Raw genomic sequence first — 18,927 nt, forward strand, 5'->3', positions numbered from 1 at the left:
TGCATGGCTGTGTGTATTGCGTGCAGGGGCCGCGCTGGCAAGCGGGCTGGCCGCAGGTGGGGGTGCCTTAGCCCCCGGCCTGCTCCCGCAGTCTGGCCTGATAGATAAAATACAACTCCTTGAGCGGGTGCTCACACGACGCAACCCAGGGTTTGGCCTCGCCCGTAAAGTGGACAATCGCCGGGTTGGTGGCGGCATCATCCTGCTCCTGATCGGTATAGGCGACATCCTGCTCATTATGGCTATACAGGCGCCCCCCCGCGTTCCAGCGCAGGGGCAGGATCTGAATATCGTCCCTGAAGGCAATATTGATGATGTCCTGATCCTGCAGGGTGATGCTTTTGATGTTTTTTACAAAGGATTCCAGATAAAGGAATTTGAGGTTCCCGTATTTTTCTCTGGCAGCGGCAAGGTCAATAACAAGAATACCGGCATTGATGTAGTTGGTGTTGTAATTGCGCCCGAATAGCTTGCGCGAATGGGTTATGCCGCCTTCATCCATGCACCCGCCAAGGATTTTTCCCTTGAGGTCCATGTTCCACAAGAGCGTTATGTCGTCACAGAAAATCGTATCCAGATCAACATAGATCAGGCGCTTCAGCTCTGCTGGCAGCACCTCATGCATGATCAGCCTATAATAGGTATTGCGGCTGATATGCTGCCTGTTATGGGGCAGAAAATTGGAAAAACTGTCTGCACTGACATCATAAAAACTGAACTTTGAACCCGGAAATGTCTGCTGTGTCCTGTGGATGTTGGCCGGACTGAGCCTCTGGTCATGCAGGACATGAAAATGGATGTGGCTGCCATTTTGGGTGTTGCTGAGCAGGGAGTACAGCGCGACAAGTGAGTGCTCTGCGTAATTGTCGTCAAACGAGATGGCAATATGTATGGTGCTGCCATACGCAATGGGGTTTTTTGCAGGCTCCGGGTTACAGATGGCCGCATTGATGCTGTACTGTTTGGCAAATTTTGGAACAATAATTTCCCCAGCCTGAAAAAACGCTTCTTTGTTCCCATGCATGAAATGCTTCATTAAAAAAACATTGCTGAGGAAAGCATAGAGAAACCTGAACACTTTTTTCTGGTACGGAGAGCGACCGGAAGTGTCGATGACTTTTTCAAACGCAAACAGAACTGAAAAAACAAAAGTGCAGTATTCATCAAACACATCACGTTTCATGAGGATATTTTCATCATGAAATCTTGTGTCTATGTGTGCGGTAATCAGTGCTGTTTCGTAATACGCGCCAAACTCGTTTTTGATCAGTGTCAGCAGCAGATCAAGGTCCTGCTGGTCATGTTCAAAGCCGTAGTTTTCATAAAATGTCTGAATATCGGATGCTGCGGAAGGGGGGTGGATTTTGGTAATGGGGGCGGTCAAAAACCTATGCTGGGAACAGCGCTCTTCGATATTCTGTGAACAGAAATCAATAAAATCCATCTGCTTGTTCAGCAGAGAAATCTGCTGGCGGCCATGCTCGGAAAAATTCAGGTAGGATTTTTCAGTATTCAGGCCCACATAGTCGTGGCATGTGTTTTTCCATATCCAGTACAGGGCAGTCAGTTCGCCCCAGTCCCTGTTTCTGGCAGAAATATTGTCGCCGGTATCATCCCCGATCATGCCTGCAAATTTTGTATCGGCAATGGAGCGGCCACCCTGAATGGGCTCAAAATAACGGTTTTTATTTATATTCGCATCGGCATGATGATAAACATAAATCCGAATATCCATTATTTAAATCCTGCCCAATTCTTTATGATCATTTGCAAACCACCCTGCGGTGGCGGATGTGTGTGTCAGGCCTGCTGCCTGATCTTGGCGCTCATGGATTGCCAGTGCCAGGAATCCCGGCACATATCGAGCAGGGTGCGTTTGGCACACCAGCCGAACATGGTTCTGGCCAAAGCCGGGTTTGCGTAGCAGGTAGGGGCATCGCCGGGGCGGCGGGGGCCAATCTGGTAGGGAATGTTGATCCCGGTTGCGTTTTCAAACGTATGAACCAGCTCAAGCACAGAATACCCTGTGCCGGTGCCAAGATTAACGGCGTGGGTGCCCTCGGTGCCAAGGGCTTTTTCCACTGCGGCGCAATGGGCTTCGGCCAGATCCATGACGTGCAGGTAGTCGCGCACACCTGTGCCATCTGGCGTTGGGTAATCATCGCCAAAAATGGTCAGATGGTCGCGTTGTCTGGCGGCAACCTGGCACAGATAAGGCATCAGGTTAGCGGGAACGCCCCGTGGGTCCTCCCCGATCAGGCCCGAAGGATGCGCGCCTACCGGGTTGAAGTACCGCAGCAAAAATGCGGAGGACAGCATGCCCGTGCGGACGAGGTCGCTGATCATATCCTCCATGATCAGCTTAGTGCGCCCGTAAATGTTGGTGGCGTGCAGGGGGGCACTTTCTGCTATGGGGCAGTGTTCTGGCGCGCCATAAACCGTTGCGGAAGACGAAAAAACAATGCGCCCCACGCCTGCATGCCGCATGGCGGTAAGCAGTTTTAATGTTCCTGCAACATTCACATCAAAATAATGCAGGGGGTTTTCTTCACTTTCCCCCACGGCCTTGAGTGCGGCAAAATGAATGACGGCATCATAGGGTTCTGCGGCAAAAACCCGCTGCATGGCGTCTATGTCGCGGATGTCCACGTCATGCACGGGGTAGTTCACCCCCGTAATTTCCTTGAGCCGGGCAGGGACCGAGCGGGAGGCGTTGGAAAAATTATCCAGCAGCACAACATCGTGCCCACGGCCCTGAAGTGCCACCGCAGTATGGGAGCCAATAAATCCGGCGCCACCAGTCAGAAGAATACGTGCCACGAGCTCACTTCGCCATAAAAGGACCAGAAGGCTGGATTATACTCAGCATTGCGGCCCAAGCCAATCATTGGATGCAAGGGGGCCGGTGGTGGCGCAGGCAGGCTGTGGCGCGTGCCCGGTTGTGACTTACCGGGCTTTGAGCATAGCAACCGTGCGGGCCAGATCATCCCGTTCTTTTTGCAGGTCCAGATAGCCTTTGCGGAAGGCATCAATCTTGCCATGAATGGCGTTAACCTGCTCCTGCAGGGCGGCATGGGCCTGCTCGGTTGCGCGCAGTTTCTGCAAAGCCAGAAGGTGCTGCTTCTGCAGCTCTGCAAAATTGTTTTTCAGTCTTTTTTCATTGTACAAAAGGAACTCTACGGAGTGTTCCTGCTTGGCGTCCTGCGTGTTGGCTGTCATGGCTCTGTTGCCTCTGTCTGGTAAAGTTTGCTGGTTTTAAAAAGAAGTTCGGATGGGGCGGGCTGCAGGTATCAACCCTGTGGGCTTTCCCCGAAAAGGGCTTCGATATTTCTGGTGTATTGTTCCGGCCCGTGCTGGCGTTCCAGCTTGTTCAGGGCGTTCAAGGCTAGTTGTACGCGCTGCTCGGGGTTGCGCAGCAGCTCATTCAGGGCATGGGCGTAGGCGGTTATCAGGTCTTCATCTGTCAGGGTCGTGGAGGGGATGAGTTTGCCGGTGATGTCGTTTTCAATCACTTCATCAATCCCGCCCACGGCGGGCGCAACAATGGGCAGCCCTACAGACATGGCCTCCAGCAGCACGTTGGGGAGGCCGTCAAAACCGCTGGTGTAAAGGAAGCACGCATACCCCTGAGACGCGACCTTGATAAAGTCGGAGAAGGGGCCTTTGTAACTGATATTGGGGAGTGCCTCGAACACCTGCGTGTCAAAATGCCCCAGAACGTTAATGCCGTACACATCAATCTGGGCCTGTGGGTAGAGTGCGTGCAGGAGTTTGGAAATGGGTACCAGCAGTTCCGGCTTTTTTTCCGCATCCAGTCGGCTGGCCCACAGGATGCGGGTCTGGGGCTGGCTGTTGCTGGCCTGTATGGCCTGGGGGGATGTATGGCTGGGCTGGCGTGCGTAAAGCAGCTTCCACTTCTGGTGCTTTGTGCCAACGTAGTAAAAATCGTTGTTAATGATGTTTTTGTTGTCAGAGAGCAGGAAGTCCACATCATCCAGAAGGGGCACTGCCGTGGTAAAGAAGTTCCTGTAGATGGGAAAATAGTCGGAGCCTGATTTTTCATCAGAAAATCTGTAGAATATTTTTTTGTTGTTTTTAAAAATCTTAAGGAACATCTGCGTAAAGCCATAAGCAAATGGGCTTGGCTTGATGTGAATACGCGCCCCGTCCGCGCAGTTCTGGATCAGTTTGAGCACAATCAGGTTGCGTTCATGCCCGTTCAGGCTCGGGGCCAGTGCGGGCATGTCCACAATGGTTATATGCTTGGGCAGGCGTTCCAGGTCTGTCAGCGTGGATGGTTTTTCGCCTGTAATAATCAGGGTTCTGGTCTGGGGGTTCAGGGCCTCCAGCGTTTTGATGATTTCAAAAATATACTTTTCCGCACCACCAACAGACAGGAAGGGCAGAAGCAGGACATCTGTAAATGTCCTGTCCTGAATAATTTCACACGCCTCGTAATACGCAACGCCTATGGCGGGGTTCATGGCATCCAGTGAGGAAATAAAGGCGTTGTCTGTTAGCACATAGGGGTCAATCAACGGCTCTATTTTATTGGCGGCACAAAGCAGACCCCAGAAGACCGGGTCGCTCAAGGCCCCAATCCGTTTGAAGCCAAAGGTTTTCAGCAACTCCTTGCCCTGTGTTTTCCACAGCGGATATTTGTCTTTGCTGACACGCAGAAAATTGGGGGGCTCAAACAGGATGCACGGTGCAATCTGCCCCGGTGAACTGCTTGCCGCCTGAACGGAAAGGCTGCTGGCCCGCCGCCTGTAAAAAAAGATGGTGTCCGGGGTCGGGCGGATTGTGCAGCCCAGCGCCAGCGCTGTGGCATTGAAGTGCCAGTCCTCATACGCCAGACCGGAGGCGAGGGAATGGTCCACAAACTGCACGTTATCATACAGACTGCGCTGGAACATGATGCAGGACAGGTAAGGGTGTGTGCCAACAAATGGCAAGGGGGAGGTGGCGTCACTGTCCGGGTATTCGATAATGTGGTTCTGTGTGCCAAACGAGAACAGATACTGGCAGACCCTGACAGCCAATTTTCCGCCCTGCATCACATCGGCATAAAGGGCCGCCAGCGCGTTGAAGGAAATCAGGTCGTCCGCATCATGCAGCAGCACGCAGGTGCCGCTGGCGGCTTCAATGCCCGAATTGCGCGACAGGCCGAGCGAGCGGTGCGTAACATGCAGGCATGTTACGGGGTACAGGTCGTGCAGGCTGTTGTTATGGAAAACGGTTTCGGTTTCTTTGTCGCTGGAATCAAAAACGGCAATCAGCTCGCAGCTCAGGCCGGAGAGCTGTGCGTGACGCACGCAGCTTTCGAGGTTAATGAGCGTGCGTGCGAGAAAATTGGCTTCTTTATGGATATTGAGAACGATAGAAATATCCGGTTTGGAAATATTTTTTTCCTGAATCATGCTCACCATTCCCAATGACCCCATTTAGTATGGGGGTTTTATAATACATTCGGGAAGTCCAGAATATAAAAATATCAAGGAAATATGTGTGTATTGCCGCGCATGTGGCGGGCCGTTACGGGATAAGACTGTAACGTGCTTATCCCGTTTTGTGCTGTGGCGCTGTTTATGCTTTTTGCAGGAGGTTCAGAACATTAATTCCGGGCTGGAAAATGGTCTGGAAGCCGTTTTCCACATAAATGGATTTGGCATACTCCATCAGCACATCCTTCCGGTAGGCGGAAACATCGTTCCCGAACTGCAGGAGAAAATACTGGTCGTTAAGCGTGGCAACCAGTTCCTGTATGTTGCCCGGTTCCATGCATTGAATTTCAAAATGCATGACCATGGGGCGGCAGTTATGGGCAAAAATGTCGTCAATAATAATTTTATCCATTCCCTCTGCATCAATAATGAGTACATCAGGGGGAACAGCATTGGAGATAGCCAGAAGCTCATCAAAGCCGACAACCTCAACTTCAATTTTTTCAATGCATGTATGGATTTTTCTGGTCGTCTGTTCGTCCGTTCCGCCCAGTCCACCAATGGCATTCTTGTCATTGTAAACGGAGGAGATGCCAAGAACCCAGCCCGGCAGACCTGCTTCCTTGACCTTTTGCGGGTTTATGGCGTTCAGGGTGAGTTTTTGCTTGTCCAGACTATAGGCGCGCTGGATGATATTGGTGTTTGTATTGTTTTTGTAATTTTCGGCCAGAAACGCAAACATATAGGGGTTGGGCTCCAGAAGGAGCGCATGCGGGTTGGCGTTGATCATGACATTGCGGATCGGGTCCACCAGAACGCCATCTGCCGCACCAATCTGCCAGATTACCTTGTCGGGGTGGTTTTTGAAAATCCAGTGTAGAACTTTAGAAATTTCAAAAAGTTTTGCGTCACTGTCATTGAAGTTAACATTCTGTTCAATGGCCATGACAGATGTCAGGGTCTGTTCCCTGTGCCTGTGAATGCCATGAATGATGTTCTTCAGCTCATCAATGCCGTCCAGCATGTCTGCCAGTTTACGGGCTTCTTCAATATCCCCGGATTTGATGAGGGCGATTATCCTTTCCTTTTTTACCTCGGGGGAGAGCCATCCCCCGCCCCACACATGAATGCCATAGGTGGCATCAAGGTTTTTGGCAAAAATGGAGGAGAACGGCTGATTGTACTGGTAGGGGTAAAACGCAGCGGTTGGCAGGCGCTTGTGGGGGTGTTTTTTCAGATAACGGCCGAACAGGTGCGGGCCTGTTGTAATGTTGGGTTTTGTTTCGTCTATATCAGTGTGAATAATATGCTGGATCAGGTCTTGGAAAAGGGCATGGCCGGGAGGGGCCGCAATAAAGCCGATGGAGCAGTATTCTTCAGAACCATCTTCATTACAGATGGTAAGCTGCTTTGTTATGTCTTCAAGATCCATATGGTTATAGGGCATCATGTCGCAGTCGATATAGATGCCGCCGTGCTGGTAAAGGATCTCGTACCGTGCAAGGTCCGCCCGGGATACGGGGCTGGAAAAGCTTTTCAGTTTTTCATGGGAAATGGTGAGTTTTTCCAGATCCTTGTCGGTCCATGTAATAAACTCGCATGACGGATGCTGGCGCTGCCATGCCTGCCAGAAGGCTTCATACGCATGGGGGATTTTCTTGTCCCCGAACCATATTCTATGAAATTTTTGTTTCATGTATATCATCCTGTCTATACTATTTTCATTCTTATATACGCAAAATCACGGCTTGAAAATTTTTTACAATGGTTAACTATAAAAAATAAAACTACAAAATATACGTTTAAAAATAAATATCAGGGTATTTGTCTGTATTTATGCAGGCACAAAAACGCGCAAACCCCCGCCAGAACAGGGCAATACAGATTGTTCTACACAGGCAGTGTTGCCAATGTGCGCGCCGTGTATTGCATGCCCTGTTCTGGGCTGGCTGGCCCGGCTGTTGGGGAGCGTTTTACTTGTTCAGGCTCTGGGCTACATCGTTATCTGTCAGGCAAAGCGGAGGCAGGGTGGTGTAGGCCTTGAGGTCCCGGTAATGGATGTTCATCAGGTGATCAACGGATGTGCTGGTCAGCAGGCGGCCAAGCCCGACATAAGGCACCTCGACCGATTTGAACGGCAGGCAGCGCTCAAGCAGGCGGGTGGCCCCACGGGGGGATATGGCATAGCCGCATATGCCAAAGGTCTGTGTCAGCCTGAACGGGCTGGAGGAGACATCCATGTTCAGGAAGTCGGGAATACCCTGCCGCACGGTGTCCTGGTTAAAAATGGCAACACACTGCGTAATGCCGGGCAGGAGTTCAAACTCCAGAATACTGTCGTAGTTGTTGCCCCACAGGATAATGTCCCAGTCATGGGGCAGGGTCGCAATAATCCGGTCGCTTTCGCTTTCAAAGTTGCGGCACAGAAAAGCGTCATCTTCAAAAATATGCGCAGGCTGGCCACTCTGCGCCACCTTGGCCCAGAGTTTGACATGCGTCAGCCCCGACCCGATGGCCCCTGCCGTAAAGCCACAGTTCGGCTCCATCAGCCCTTTGCTGATAATGGTGTCCCGGTCCAGCGTCTTGCCGTCCATGCCGGGCATCCATTCCAGGTCCTTGATGTGGGCATTGGCTTTTAAAAACCGCTCCGTCCGCTGTGGAGTTCTTTCGAGGCTGATGAAATACTTGTGCATCTGTGGTCCTGAGCAAAGGCCATAAAACAAAGCGGGCATGGCGCGGTTAATGCCCGCATTCTGCCAGCATAGCCTGTAATTGCAACCCGGTTTGGGCTGTGGCCCTGCCCCTGTTCAGGGCTGGGGGGCAAAAAAGGCGGGCAGGGCCTGCGCGCCATTGCTGGCAAGGATGCTTTCAATCTGCTCGCAGGCCAGAAGGGCCTCGTGGATGGTGACGTCCATATCCAGATAGCGGTAGGTGCCCAGCCGCCCGAGGAAGGAAACACCCGTGCTGGCGCGGGCAAGCTCCTCATACTTTTGTAGCAGAGGCTGCTCGCCGGTCAGGCGTATGGGGTAGTAGGGGGTGTCGGCTGCCTGTGCGGCTCTGCTGTATTCGCGGAAGCAGACGCTCTGCTCAAACTGTGCCTGTTCCCATGGGGCAAAATGCTTGTGCTCGGCAATGCGGGTGTAGGGCACGTCCGCATCGCAATAGTTCATGACCGCCGTGCCCTGATAATCAGGTTCGGGGCTGACAAAGCGCTCAAAATCCAGCGTCCTGTATTCCAGCCGCCCAAGGCGGAAGCCAAAGTAGCGGTCCAGCGGGCCGGTGTAGAACACGTGGTCAAAGGTTTCGGGCATATCCTCGAATGCAGCACCCAGACGGATGTCTATGCGCTGTGCAAACTCGGCCAGAATGTTGCGCACAATGGCCGTGTACCCGGCCTCTGGCATGCCCTGATAAGGGTGGTTGAAGTAGTTGTCGTCGTAATTGAAGCGCAGCGGCAGGCGTTTGAGAATGGAGGCGGGCAGGGTATCTGGCTCGCAGCCCCACTGCTTGCGGGTATAGCCTTCAAAAAAAGTCTCATACAGCTCCGGGCCGACCATGCTTAAGGCCTGCTCACGGAAGGTGCGGGGGTTGGTTATGGAGCGGTCTGCCTTGCTGGCAATAAAGGCGCGAGCCTGCGCGGGGCCAAATGTGGTTCGGAACATCTGGTTGATGGTCGCAAGGTTGATGGGCAGGCTGAACACCTGCCCCCGAGCTATGGCCCGGACCCGGTTGATATAGGGGCGGAACTGGCCAAAGCGCTGCACATAGGCCCACACGCGCTCGTTGGCTGTATGGAAAATATGGGGACCATAACGGTGGACCATAATGCCGGTCTGCCCGTCACGCTCGGTGTGGCAGTTGCCACCCAGATGCGTGCGCTCGTCCACCACAACCACCCTGTGGCCCAGACTGGCAAGGTGCCGGGCAACCACGGCGCCGCTAAACCCGGCCCCAACCACGCAGAATGTCCTAGCCACCTTGGTCTGTTCCCCTCAAGCCCGTCTGGATCAATGCGGGGGCACTTTACCGCCCTTTTGGCCCCGTGCCACGGTGCCGGTGCAAAAAACGGTAAAAAGTAACCTGCCTGCCCCATTTGGTGTGGGGCAGGGCGGGGTAAGGTTTAAGGCATGCAGGCCTTAGTGCGCGGGGGGAATGGTCGCGTTAACCCGCTCGGCCAGCCGGATAACCAGCCCGCGCATAAGGGAGGCGACCTCGGCCGCGGAGCCAACATCCCCTGTGGCAACAAGGTGGGTGCGCTCGCGGGTTAGGGGCAGGTTGGGGTCACGCGGTAGCACGGCCCATGTGGCATCCAGCGTGGCCACGCCGTTTGTGTCCACATCAAAGCGCGAAATATCAATCTGCACGCGCATGGTGGCTACATCGGCCAGCGGCTGGTCGGTAATCAGTTCGGATGGGCGTTTGTTGGACAGCACATTGGTCAGCAGGTCGGTCACGCCAAGGGACAGGCGCGTGGCCCAGCGCGCACGCGCACTGCGCAGGATTTCCTCGCCCTGACGGGTAATGATGTCCTGCGAGTCCAGATAATCGGGCAGGATCACGCGGCTGATGGCAATGGTGGCCGCGCGGGAGGAAAGGTGCGGCTCGCCTATATTGGCGTCCGATGGCACGCCCAGCGTGTACAGCCGCAGCGGGGGAGACGCGCAGCCAGCAAGGGACAGGAGCGAGCAGCAGGCCATAACGGCAAGCAGCGTACGGCGTGGCGCGGGGGTCATGGGCGGCGTCCCATCAGCAGGAGTTGCGGGTTGCGTTCAATATCGGACGAGAAGCCGCGCAAGGATGCGGCAGAGGCAGCAATATCGCGCAGGGCCGCGTCCAGGTTGGCGCGGTCGATCGAGCGGGGGGAGAGTATATCCTGCAACGAGCCCAGCGTTTTGGTGGCCGAGGCCAGTGTGGCGTGCAGGTCCGCCCCGCGGGCGTTAAGCTGGGTGTTCCCCGTTTCCATCAGCTGGTCCATTTTGCTCAGGGTCACGTCCAGCTTGGCTTGCAGGTTTTTTATGGCCTCGGTCGTGGTTTTCAGCGTCTCGTGCGAGAGGTCTGTGGTCTGTTTGGCGCTCAGCAGCAGGGGGGGCAGGTCACGGTTCAGGCTGTCGCTCAGCTGGGTGACGGAGAGCAGGGCGGCATCCGCATGGTGGCTGATTTCCTTTATGGGAATCTGGCCCAGCGAATCCTTCAGCTTTTCCACGGCCGACATGCGGACGGGAATTTCGGGCAGGCTGGTAATGCGCGGGTGCAGCACGGGCGGCACCGAGCGGTCAAAGTCCAGTTCGATGTTGGATTGCCCGGTTACAAAGCTGAGCAGGTTCAGCTCCGCACGCAGGCCAATGCCGATAAGTTCCTGAATGCTCACCTTGTCCCCGCCGGGTACGTCCTTGACCACGTGAATCTGGTCTGGCTCCAGCGTCAGCACCACGGGAATGTAGGCTTTGTGGTCGGCCGGGTCAAAGCGCAGGGTAATGCTTTTGACCGTGCCAACCTTGACCCCACGGAAGTTGACCGGCGCGCCAACGGACAGCCCGGTAATGGAGTTCTGGAACACCACCGCCGCCTCGCGCGAGGGGGAGAGGAAGCTCATATGCCCAAAGGCCATGACAATGAACAGGGCCAGAAAGCCGCCCAACAGCACGAAGGCCCCGATAACGGTTTTGCGGTTTGTGCTCTCAGACATGCTGGTTAGCCTTTGTCTCATCAGTCGGGGGGATGGTGGAGGAGCGGTTCATGAATGCCATGACTTCGGGAATGGTGCTGTGGTCGCGCAGGTCCCGCGGGGAGCCGTGGGCTATGGGCCGGTGGGTGCGCGCGTCCAGAAAAATGCCATCATCGGCAATGGCAAACAGGCTGGGCAGTTCGTGGCTGACAATTACAATGGTTGCGCCCAGCCCGTCGCGCAGGGTCAGGATCAGGTCATCCAGCCGGGCGGAGGTAATGGGGTCCAGCCCTGCGGAGGGTTCATCAAAAAACAGAATATCGGGGTCCAGCGCTATGGCGCGTGCAAGGCCTGCGCGTTTGCGCATGCCGCCCGAAATCTCGGACGGGAACAGGTCTATCGCCTGTTCCATGCCCACAAGCCCGAGCTTGAGCTCCACCAGCTTGCGCACCACATCGGGCGGCTGGGCGGTAAACATTTCCATGGGCAGGGCCACGTTCTCTCCCACGGTCATGGAGCTCCACAGCGCGCCGGACTGGAACAGAACGCCAAAGCGGTGGTTGATCTGGGTCCGGCGGTGTTCGTCCTGTGCCCAGTAATCCTCCCCACCAACCAGAATCCGCCCGGTGGTGGGGGGGAGCAGCCCGATCAGGCTTTTGAGAAGGGTGCTCTTGCCGCAGCCCGAGCCCCCCATCACGGCAAAAATGGAACCACGCTTGAGGTCGAACGAGACGTTCTGCTGGATAATCTTGGGGCCAAAGGACAGTTCCACGTCCCGCACGGAAATAAGGGTATCGCTCTCGGCCATTGCTCAGATTCCCAGCGCGTTGGCCATAACGGCAAACACCGCATCCATGGCGATAATGCCGACAATGCCAATAACCACCGCGCGGGTGGCGGCAATGCCAACATCGGCAGCACTGCGCCCCGCCTTAAGCCCTACGCGGCAGGCGGCAAGGGCAATAAAGCTGCCAAAGAAAAAGGCCTTGATAAACCCGAACACGAACTCCTTGAGTTCGACCCCGTTCACGGTGGAAATCCAGTACCCTACGGGGGAGACATCCATCATGCTCATGCTCACCACAAACCCGCCCAGAATGCCAATGAGCGTGCCGTACAGGTAGAGCAGGGGCATCATGAGCGAGAGGGAGAGAATGGCGGGGAGCAGGATATAGCCCGAAATGGGAATGCCAAAGACCTGCAGGGCGTCAATTTCCTCATTGCCCAGCATGGTGGCAATGCGGGCCGCATATGCCCCACCCGTGCGCCCGGCCATGATAATGGCGGTCATGATAGCCGAAATCTCACGCGCGCAGGCAATGCCCACAAGGTTGGTGACATAAATCTCGGCGGCAAAGCGGCGCAGTTCCACCAGCCCCACAAAGGCCAGAATGGCCCCGATAAGGAAGTTGACCACACCTACAATCAGCAGCGCATTGGGGCCTGCGTTCCACAGGTCCGTAATCAGGTCCTTGGTGCGCATGCGACTTTTGCCGTGCAGGGCGTGCATGGCCCCGCGTGTGGTGTCCAGCGCAAGGGAGGCAACAACCCCGGTCTCGTTCAGGGTGCCAAGGGTCAGGTCGCCGGTTTTTTCCAGCAGGTTCTGCTTGTGGCTGTCGTGGCGCGCAGGGGGCGCGGGGTTGGGGGGCAGCAGGGCCAGCAGGCGCTGGGCGGGGGCGGGCAGGCCGTCCTGCTCAAACGCCAGCCCGGCACTGGCCGCCGCCTGCTTGGCTTCCCACAGGAAGGAAATAAAGGACGAATCCCACGCCGTAATGCCCGCCGTATCCATGCTCAGGCTGGTGGTGCCGGGTGGAGGGGGCGGAATATCCGCCGCCGTAAAGGGCAGGACCCCGCCATTGGGCACAGTCCACGCGCCCCGCACACTCAGGCAGGGGCCGTGCGGCCCGGTCTGCAAGGACCAGGCGGGCCGCGCGGCAGGCTCTGCCGTGGCGGTGGGGGGGGAGGGATCTGTTTGCTGGGTCATTGTTTGTGACAACATTAAGACAGGCCATGCCGGGCTGGCTAGTCCCGACATGGTGAGTGCTGGCCCGCATGGTACGCGGTCTGGGCGGGGTGTGCCATCTTGGTCTTGAGTTTGCTAATAATTTCCATGGTCAGGCATTTTCGTCAGCCCAGCATTGCACGGGCGCATTGCAGGGGGGCGCATGCTCGGCTAGATGCAGCCCTTGGTGTGCGCCGGGTGGGTCCGGGGCGGTAACCGGGAGCTGTGCAGGCCAGTGTGGCGCACGCTCCCCCGCATACGGGAGTTGATATGCGACGCAGACGCGGGCGGCCACTTAACGGCTGGCTTATAGTGGACAAGCCCTCGGGCATGACCTCCACACAGGTAGTGGGGCGGGCCAAACGGCTGTTCGATGCGCAAAAGGTGGGCCATGGTGGCACGCTGGACCCGCTGGCAACCGGGCTTCTGCCGCTGGCTTTTGGCACGGCCACCAAAACCGTGCCTTATGTTATGGACGGCACCAAGGTTTACCAGTTTACCCTGCGTATGGGCGAAGCGCGCGATAGTGATGATGCCGATGGCGCAGTAACCGCCACATCGGATGTGCGCCCTACGGATGAGCAGCTCCGCGCGGCATTGCCTGCGCTTACGGGCAACATCATGCAGGTGCCCCCGGTGTATTCCGCTCTCAAGGTGGCGGGCGAGCGGGCGTATGACATGGCGCGTGATGGCCGCCCGCCAGACCTGCCCCCCCGCCCCGCCCGTGTGGACCGTTTTGAGCTGATCGCCCGCCCCGATGCGGATACGGCGGTGTTCGAGGTCGAATCCGGTAAGGGCGTGTACATGCGCGCACTGGCACGTGATGTGGCGCTGGCATGTGGCACGGTTGGCCATATTGCGGTGCTGCGCCGCCTGCGCGTGGGGCCTTTTACCGAGGCCGATGCAATTATGCTGGACAAACTCACGCCAAACGACGACAACGCCCATGCTTCTGCGGAACTGCTTCTTCCGGTCGAGACCGCGCTGGCCGACATCCCGGCGCTGGCCCTGACTGAGGAGGAATCTGTTCTTCTGCGCCACGGGCGGGCTCTGAGCCTTCTGGATCTGATGGGACGTATCCCCCAGACCGATGCCTCGGGGACCGTGCGTGTCATGGACGCAGGGCGTGTGCTTGGCCTTGGCCGCCTGGAAGATGGGCAGCTCAAGCCAGTACGCATTCTATGACATTTTTCTGATGGAGACATGTGATGTCGATTACCGCTGAACGCCGCACCGAGGTTATTGCTGAATACCAGACCGCCCAGGGCGATACGGGTTCCCCCGAAGTGCAGGTTGCAATCCTGACCGAGCGCATCAACAACCTGACCGACCACCTCAAGACCCACGCGAAGGACTTCCACTCCCGCCGTGGTCTGCTGATCATGGTTGGCCGTCGTCGCAGCCTGCTGGACTACCTGCGTGGTAAGAGCCAGAGCCGCTACGAAGCGCTGATCGCGCGTCTGGGTCTGCGCCGCTAATTTCCGGTTTTTGCCCGCCAGTCCGGCATTCTGCCGGGTCGGAGGGCAGGCCGGATGGTCTGTGGGGGTTTTTGTGCTGGTCATATGGCCGCCAAACCCCCATATACCGTTGTACGCCACAGGCTTTGGCACGCGGGCTTTGACGTTCCGGGTAAGGCCACGGCGTTTCCGACCACATGGCGCCTGGGCGGTGCTGCCGCCAGTCTCCATGCCGTCCGAGGCGCTGTCCGCCATTCGGTTCTGTCCCGCTGTTTGCCGTGGTTTTGAATAAAAACTGTGTCAACAGAAGATGAGAAGACAGAATGTTTAACTACTTCCGCAAAGAAATTGAGTGGGCTGGCCGTCCGCTGGTGCTCGAAACCGGCAAGGTTGCCCGTCAGGCCGACGGTGCGGTGCTGGTCACGTACGGCGAAACCGTGGTCCTGTGTACCGCTGTTGGCGCGCGTGACGTCAAGCCGGGGCAGGACTTCTTCCCCCTGACCGTCAACTATCAGGAAAAAGCCTACGCAGCAGGCAAGATCCCCGGCGGGTTCTTCAAGCGTGAAGGCCGTCCTTCCGAAAACGAAACTCTGGTCTCCCGCCTGATCGACCGCCCCATTCGCCCGCTCTTCCCCGAAGGGTTCCGTAATGAGGTGCAGGTCATCGCCACGGTGCTGACCCACGACATGGAAAACGACCCGAGCATTCCCGCCCTGATCGGCTGCTCGGCTGCCCTGACCCTGTCTGGTATTCCCTTCTTCGGCCCCGTGGGCGCTGCCCGCGTTGGCTTTGCCGATGGCGCGTTCATCCTCAACCCCACGCTGGAACAGCTCAAGGAAACCGACCTTGATCTGGTCGTGGCTGGCACCGCCGAAGGCGTGCTGATGGTGGAATCCGAAGCATCCGAACTGTCCGAAGACGTGATGCTCGATGCCGTGACCTTTGGCCACACCGCCTTCCAGCCCGTGCTGGATGCCATTATTGCGCTGGCCGAACACGCCGCCAAGGAACCTTGGGACCTGCCGAGCGAAAGCAAGGAAGAAGCCGCCCTGCGCAAGCAGGTGGACAAGCTGGGCCGCAAGCTGATTGCCGATGCTTACAAGGAAAAGCAGAAGCAGACCCGCTACGAAAAGCTCAAGGCCGCGCGTGACGCCATTGTGGAAAAACTGACAGCCGCCGAGCTGGACGTGTCCGCTGCCAAGCCCATGATCAAGGACCTTGAAGCCGACGTGGTCCGCACCTCGGTGCTCAAGACCAGCAAGCGTATTGACGGGCGTGACCTTGTAACCGTGCGCCCGATTGTACCCGAAGTGGGCGTTCTGCCCCGCGTGCATGGTTCCGCCCTGTTCACCCGTGGTGAAACGCAGGCTCTGGTTGTGACCACGCTGGGCACTGGCCAGGACGAACAGGTGATTGATGCGCTCGAAGGCGAATACCGCACCAACTTCCTGCTGCACTACAACTTCCCTCCCTACTCCGTAGGTGAGTGCGGCCGCGTAGGCTCCCCCGGCCGGCGTGAAATCGGGCATGGCAAGCTGGCATGGCGCGCCCTGCACCCGCTGATGCCCAACCGCAAGGAATTCCCCTACACGGTGCGTGTTGTTTCCGAAATTACGGAAAGCAACGGCTCCTCCTCCATGGCGACCGTTTGCGGTAGCTCGCTGGCTCTTATGGATGCCGGTGTGCCCCTCAAGCGCCCTGTGGCCGGTATTGCCATGGGCCTGATCAAGGAAGGCGACAAGTTTGCCGTCCTGTCCGACATTCTGGGTGATGAAGATCATCTGGGTGACATGGACTTCAAGGTTGCCGGGACCGAAGAAGGCGTGACCGCGCTGCAGATGGACATCAAGATTACGTCCATCACGCCCGAAATCATGAAGATCGCTCTGGGTCAGGCGCGCGATGGCCGCCTGCACATTCTGGGCGAAATGAGCAAGGCGCTGACCGAAAACCGCACGACCGTTGCCACCACGGCGCCGCGCATCACCACCATGAAGGTGCCGCGCGAAAAAATCCGTGATGTCATTGGTTCAGGTGGCAAGGTTATCCGCGAAATCGTGGAATACTCGGGTGCGAAGGTGGATATTGGGGACGATGGCACAATCACCATTGCCGCCACCGCCGAAGACCAGACCAAAAAGGCGCTTGAACGCATTAACGGCATTGTGGCCGAGCCCGAACTGGGCCGCATTTACGATGGTAAGGTTGTAAAGACCGCCGACTTTGGCGCGTTCGTCAACTTCCTTGGTGCGCGTGACGGGCTGGTTCATATTTCCGAACTGGCACAGGGTCGCGTGGGTCGCACCACCGATGTGGTCAAGGACGGCGATGCCGTTAAGGTCAAGGTCATTGGTTTTGACGATCGCGGCAAGGTCAAGCTGTCCATGCGCGTTGTTGATCAGGCCACAGGTGCCGACATTACGGAAACCGTGGGCGAAAAACCTGCCCGCGCACCGCGCCGGGATGCCGAATAAGGCATTTCCCCTGCGGAAGGGGGGCTTCCTCCCCCCTTCCGCGTCGCGGACCAGATACGGGTATCTTAGAGAAACGACAGGATAGTCATGAAGGCGATTAACACGCTTCGCATGGGGGGGACGGATGTTCTGCCGCTGGTAGAAGGCGGTAAGGGCGTTTCTGTTTCCACAGGTGCATCGGCCGGGGCATGGGCTGCTGCGGGGGGTGCGGGTACGATCTCCATCGTCAATGCGGATAGCTATGACGAGCAGGGTCACCCGGTGCCGCAGATTTACCATGGCCGCACCCGCCGGGAACGGCATGAGGAGCTTGTGGACTACGCCATTCGTGGTGGTATTGCGCAGGCGCGCATTGCGCACGAGGTTTCTGGTGGCAAGGGGCGCATTCACGCCAATATCCTGTGGGAAATGGCTGCCTCCGAACGGGTGATTACCGGTGTGCTCGAAGGGGCCAAGGGTATGATCCACGGCCTGACCTGCGGTGCGGGCATGCCCTACCGTCTGGCCGACATTGCCGCCCAGTTCGGGGTGCATTACTACCCTATCGTTTCTTCCGCCCGGGCCTTTAATGCGTTGTGGAAGCGTTCGTACAGCAAGGCATCGGACCTGCTGGGCGGCGTTGTGTACGAAGACCCGTGGCGTGCAGGCGGGCATAATGGCCTGTCCAACACCGAAAACCCCTTTGCTCCGGAAGACCCTTACCCGCGCGTGCTGGCCCTGCGGCAGGCCATGCGCGGCTTTGGGCTGGACAATACCCCCATTATCATGGCCGGTGGCGTCTGGTGGCTGGAAGAATGGCAGGACTGGATTGACAGTGAAGAGCTGGGGCCGATCGCCTTCCAGTTTGGCACACGCCCGCTGCTGACCACCGAAAGCCCGATCCCCGATGCGTGGAAACGCCGGTTGCTGACCCTGAAAAAAGGCGATGTGTACCTCAACCGCTTCTCCCCCACGGGGTTCTATTCCTCCGCTGTGAACAACGGCTTCCTGCATGAACTGCGCCAGCGCGCGGAACATCAGGTTCCGTTTGCAACAGAAGCCACGGAAGAGCTGACAGCACCTTACGGTGTTGGCCCCCGCAAGCGCGAAGTGTTCCTTAAGCCCGAAGACGTGGCGCGCGTGCAGCAGTGGGAAAGCGAAGGCTTTGTTGAGGCCCTGCGCACCCCCGATTCCACGCTCATTTTTGTCACCTCCGACCGGGCGCGCATGATTGTGGCGGACCAGACGGACTGCATGGGCTGCCTTTCGGAGTGCAAGTTCTCTAACTGGAGCCAGCGTGGCCCCAGCTACAGCAACGGCCACCGGGCGGACCCGCGCTCCTTCTGCATCCAGAAAACGCTTCAGGCCGCAGCCCACGCTTCTGGCCCCGATGCGGACAAGGTGATGGATGAAAACCTGATGTTTGGCGGCACCAATGCGTGGCGTTTTGGCACGGACCCGTTCTATGCCAACGGGTTTGTGCCCACGACCAAGCAACTGGTCGAGCGGATCATGACTGGTAAATAACATGCCCCAGCCCGGTGCGTGCCCAGATGGGTCCGTGCTCGGCGCGGGTATAAAAAAGGCGGCCCTGCCTTGCGGGGGCCGCCTTTTTTGTTGTGCGCAGGGCGTGTTGCCCCGCTGCCAGCCCTAGCTGCGGGAGGCGCGGCTCATGCGGGCAATCTTCTGGTCCGTTGTGTACTGGCTCAGGGCGTAAACCGACCAGATGGTGGCCGGAATCCAGCCGATAAGCGTAATCTGCAACACAAGGCAGGTAATCCCCGCAAAGGGGCGGCCAATGGTAAAAAACTGCAACCACGGCACAAGCAGGGCAAGGATAAGGCGCATCAGTCGTAAACTCCCAAGTTATGGGCCATGATGGGCATAGCTGGCCGTCCGGGGCAAG

At 57.2% G+C, this 18,927-nt stretch carries 16 protein-coding genes; 4 read left to right on the top strand and 12 right to left on the bottom strand.

Going from position 1 to position 18,927, the window contains the following annotated elements; all coding sequences use genetic code 11:
• Positions 1-67: 67 nt before the first annotated feature.
• The 11 genes from ACSYTG_RS01495 to ACSYTG_RS01545 form a co-directional block, all read right to left on the bottom strand.
• Positions 68-1,735, bottom strand: coding sequence for a DUF4422 domain-containing protein (locus ACSYTG_RS01495; protein WP_489783622.1), 1,668 nt, complete (start codon positions 1,733-1,735; stop codon positions 68-70).
• A gap of 65 nt (positions 1,736-1,800) precedes the next feature.
• Positions 1,801-2,820, bottom strand: coding sequence for a UDP-glucose 4-epimerase GalE (galE, locus tag ACSYTG_RS01500; RefSeq protein ID WP_489783624.1), 1,020 nt, complete (start codon positions 2,818-2,820; stop codon positions 1,801-1,803).
• A 126-nt stretch (positions 2,821-2,946) separates the two neighbouring features.
• On the bottom strand, positions 2,947-3,219 hold the full coding sequence (locus tag ACSYTG_RS01505) for a hypothetical protein (protein WP_086647015.1): 273 nt from the start codon (positions 3,217-3,219) through the stop codon (positions 2,947-2,949).
• A gap of 71 nt (positions 3,220-3,290) precedes the next feature.
• On the bottom strand, positions 3,291-5,420 hold the full coding sequence (locus ACSYTG_RS01510; protein ID WP_489783626.1) for a glycosyltransferase: 2,130 nt from the start codon (positions 5,418-5,420) through the stop codon (positions 3,291-3,293).
• Positions 5,421-5,586: 166 nt separating this feature from the next.
• The gene (locus ACSYTG_RS01515) at positions 5,587-7,140 is read right to left on the bottom strand and encodes a glycosyltransferase (RefSeq protein WP_489783628.1); all 1,554 of its coding nucleotides are present in this window, start codon (positions 7,138-7,140) and stop codon (positions 5,587-5,589) included.
• 277 nt (positions 7,141-7,417) lie between these two features.
• Positions 7,418-8,137 carry a glycosyltransferase family 25 protein gene (locus tag ACSYTG_RS01520; RefSeq protein WP_095350013.1) on the bottom strand — a complete coding sequence of 240 codons (720 nt, stop codon included), beginning with the start codon at positions 8,135-8,137 and terminating at the stop codon, positions 7,418-7,420.
• 114 nt (positions 8,138-8,251) lie between these two features.
• Positions 8,252-9,421 carry a UDP-galactopyranose mutase gene (gene glf, locus ACSYTG_RS01525; RefSeq protein ID WP_095350014.1) on the bottom strand — a complete coding sequence of 390 codons (1,170 nt, stop codon included), beginning with the start codon at positions 9,419-9,421 and terminating at the stop codon, positions 8,252-8,254.
• Between the two features lie 159 nt (positions 9,422-9,580).
• Positions 9,581-10,177 carry a PqiC family protein gene (locus ACSYTG_RS01530; RefSeq protein ID WP_095350015.1) on the bottom strand — a complete coding sequence of 199 codons (597 nt, stop codon included), beginning with the start codon at positions 10,175-10,177 and terminating at the stop codon, positions 9,581-9,583.
• Positions 10,174-11,130, bottom strand: a complete 957-nt coding sequence (locus ACSYTG_RS01535; RefSeq protein ID WP_086647021.1) for an MlaD family protein — start codon at positions 11,128-11,130, stop codon at positions 10,174-10,176. The genes ACSYTG_RS01530 and ACSYTG_RS01535 overlap by 4 nt, the downstream gene beginning before the upstream one ends.
• Positions 11,123-11,917 carry an ABC transporter ATP-binding protein gene (locus ACSYTG_RS01540; RefSeq protein WP_086647022.1) on the bottom strand — a complete coding sequence of 265 codons (795 nt, stop codon included), beginning with the start codon at positions 11,915-11,917 and terminating at the stop codon, positions 11,123-11,125. Before ACSYTG_RS01540 ends, ACSYTG_RS01535 begins: the two co-directional genes overlap by 8 nt.
• 3 nt (positions 11,918-11,920) lie before the next feature.
• A complete protein-coding gene (locus tag ACSYTG_RS01545; protein ID WP_095350016.1) occupies positions 11,921-13,093 on the bottom strand; it encodes an MlaE family ABC transporter permease in 1,173 nt (390 codons plus the stop codon).
• A gap of 288 nt (positions 13,094-13,381) precedes the next feature.
• Between ACSYTG_RS01545 and truB the strand changes: the two genes are divergently transcribed.
• The 4 genes from truB to ACSYTG_RS01565 all read left to right on the top strand — a co-directional run bounded on the left by truB (position 13,382) and on the right by ACSYTG_RS01565 (position 18,548).
• Positions 13,382-14,296: a tRNA pseudouridine(55) synthase TruB gene (truB, locus tag ACSYTG_RS01550; protein ID WP_086647024.1), complete on the top strand. Its 915-nt coding sequence runs from the start codon at positions 13,382-13,384 to the stop codon at positions 14,294-14,296.
• A gap of 23 nt (positions 14,297-14,319) precedes the next feature.
• Entirely contained in the window at positions 14,320-14,589 is a 270-nt protein-coding gene (gene rpsO / locus ACSYTG_RS01555; protein WP_086647025.1) for a 30S ribosomal protein S15, read from the top strand.
• Positions 14,590-14,891: 302 nt separating this feature from the next.
• Positions 14,892-17,042 (top strand): polyribonucleotide nucleotidyltransferase, encoded by a 2,151-nt coding sequence (pnp, locus tag ACSYTG_RS01560; RefSeq protein WP_095350017.1) that lies wholly within the window; start codon positions 14,892-14,894, stop codon positions 17,040-17,042.
• An 87-nt stretch (positions 17,043-17,129) separates the two neighbouring features.
• Positions 17,130-18,548: an NAD(P)H-dependent flavin oxidoreductase gene (locus tag ACSYTG_RS01565; RefSeq protein WP_489783633.1), complete on the top strand. Its 1,419-nt coding sequence runs from the start codon at positions 17,130-17,132 to the stop codon at positions 18,546-18,548.
• A gap of 123 nt (positions 18,549-18,671) precedes the next feature.
• On the opposite strand, the gene ACSYTG_RS01570 is transcribed toward ACSYTG_RS01565, so the two are convergent.
• The gene (locus tag ACSYTG_RS01570) at positions 18,672-18,869 is read right to left on the bottom strand and encodes a YqaE/Pmp3 family membrane protein (RefSeq protein WP_086647029.1); all 198 of its coding nucleotides are present in this window, start codon (positions 18,867-18,869) and stop codon (positions 18,672-18,674) included.
• Between the last annotated feature and the right edge of the window lie 58 nt (positions 18,870-18,927).

This window comes from Acetobacter sp. ESL1128 (genome assembly GCF_058505085.1).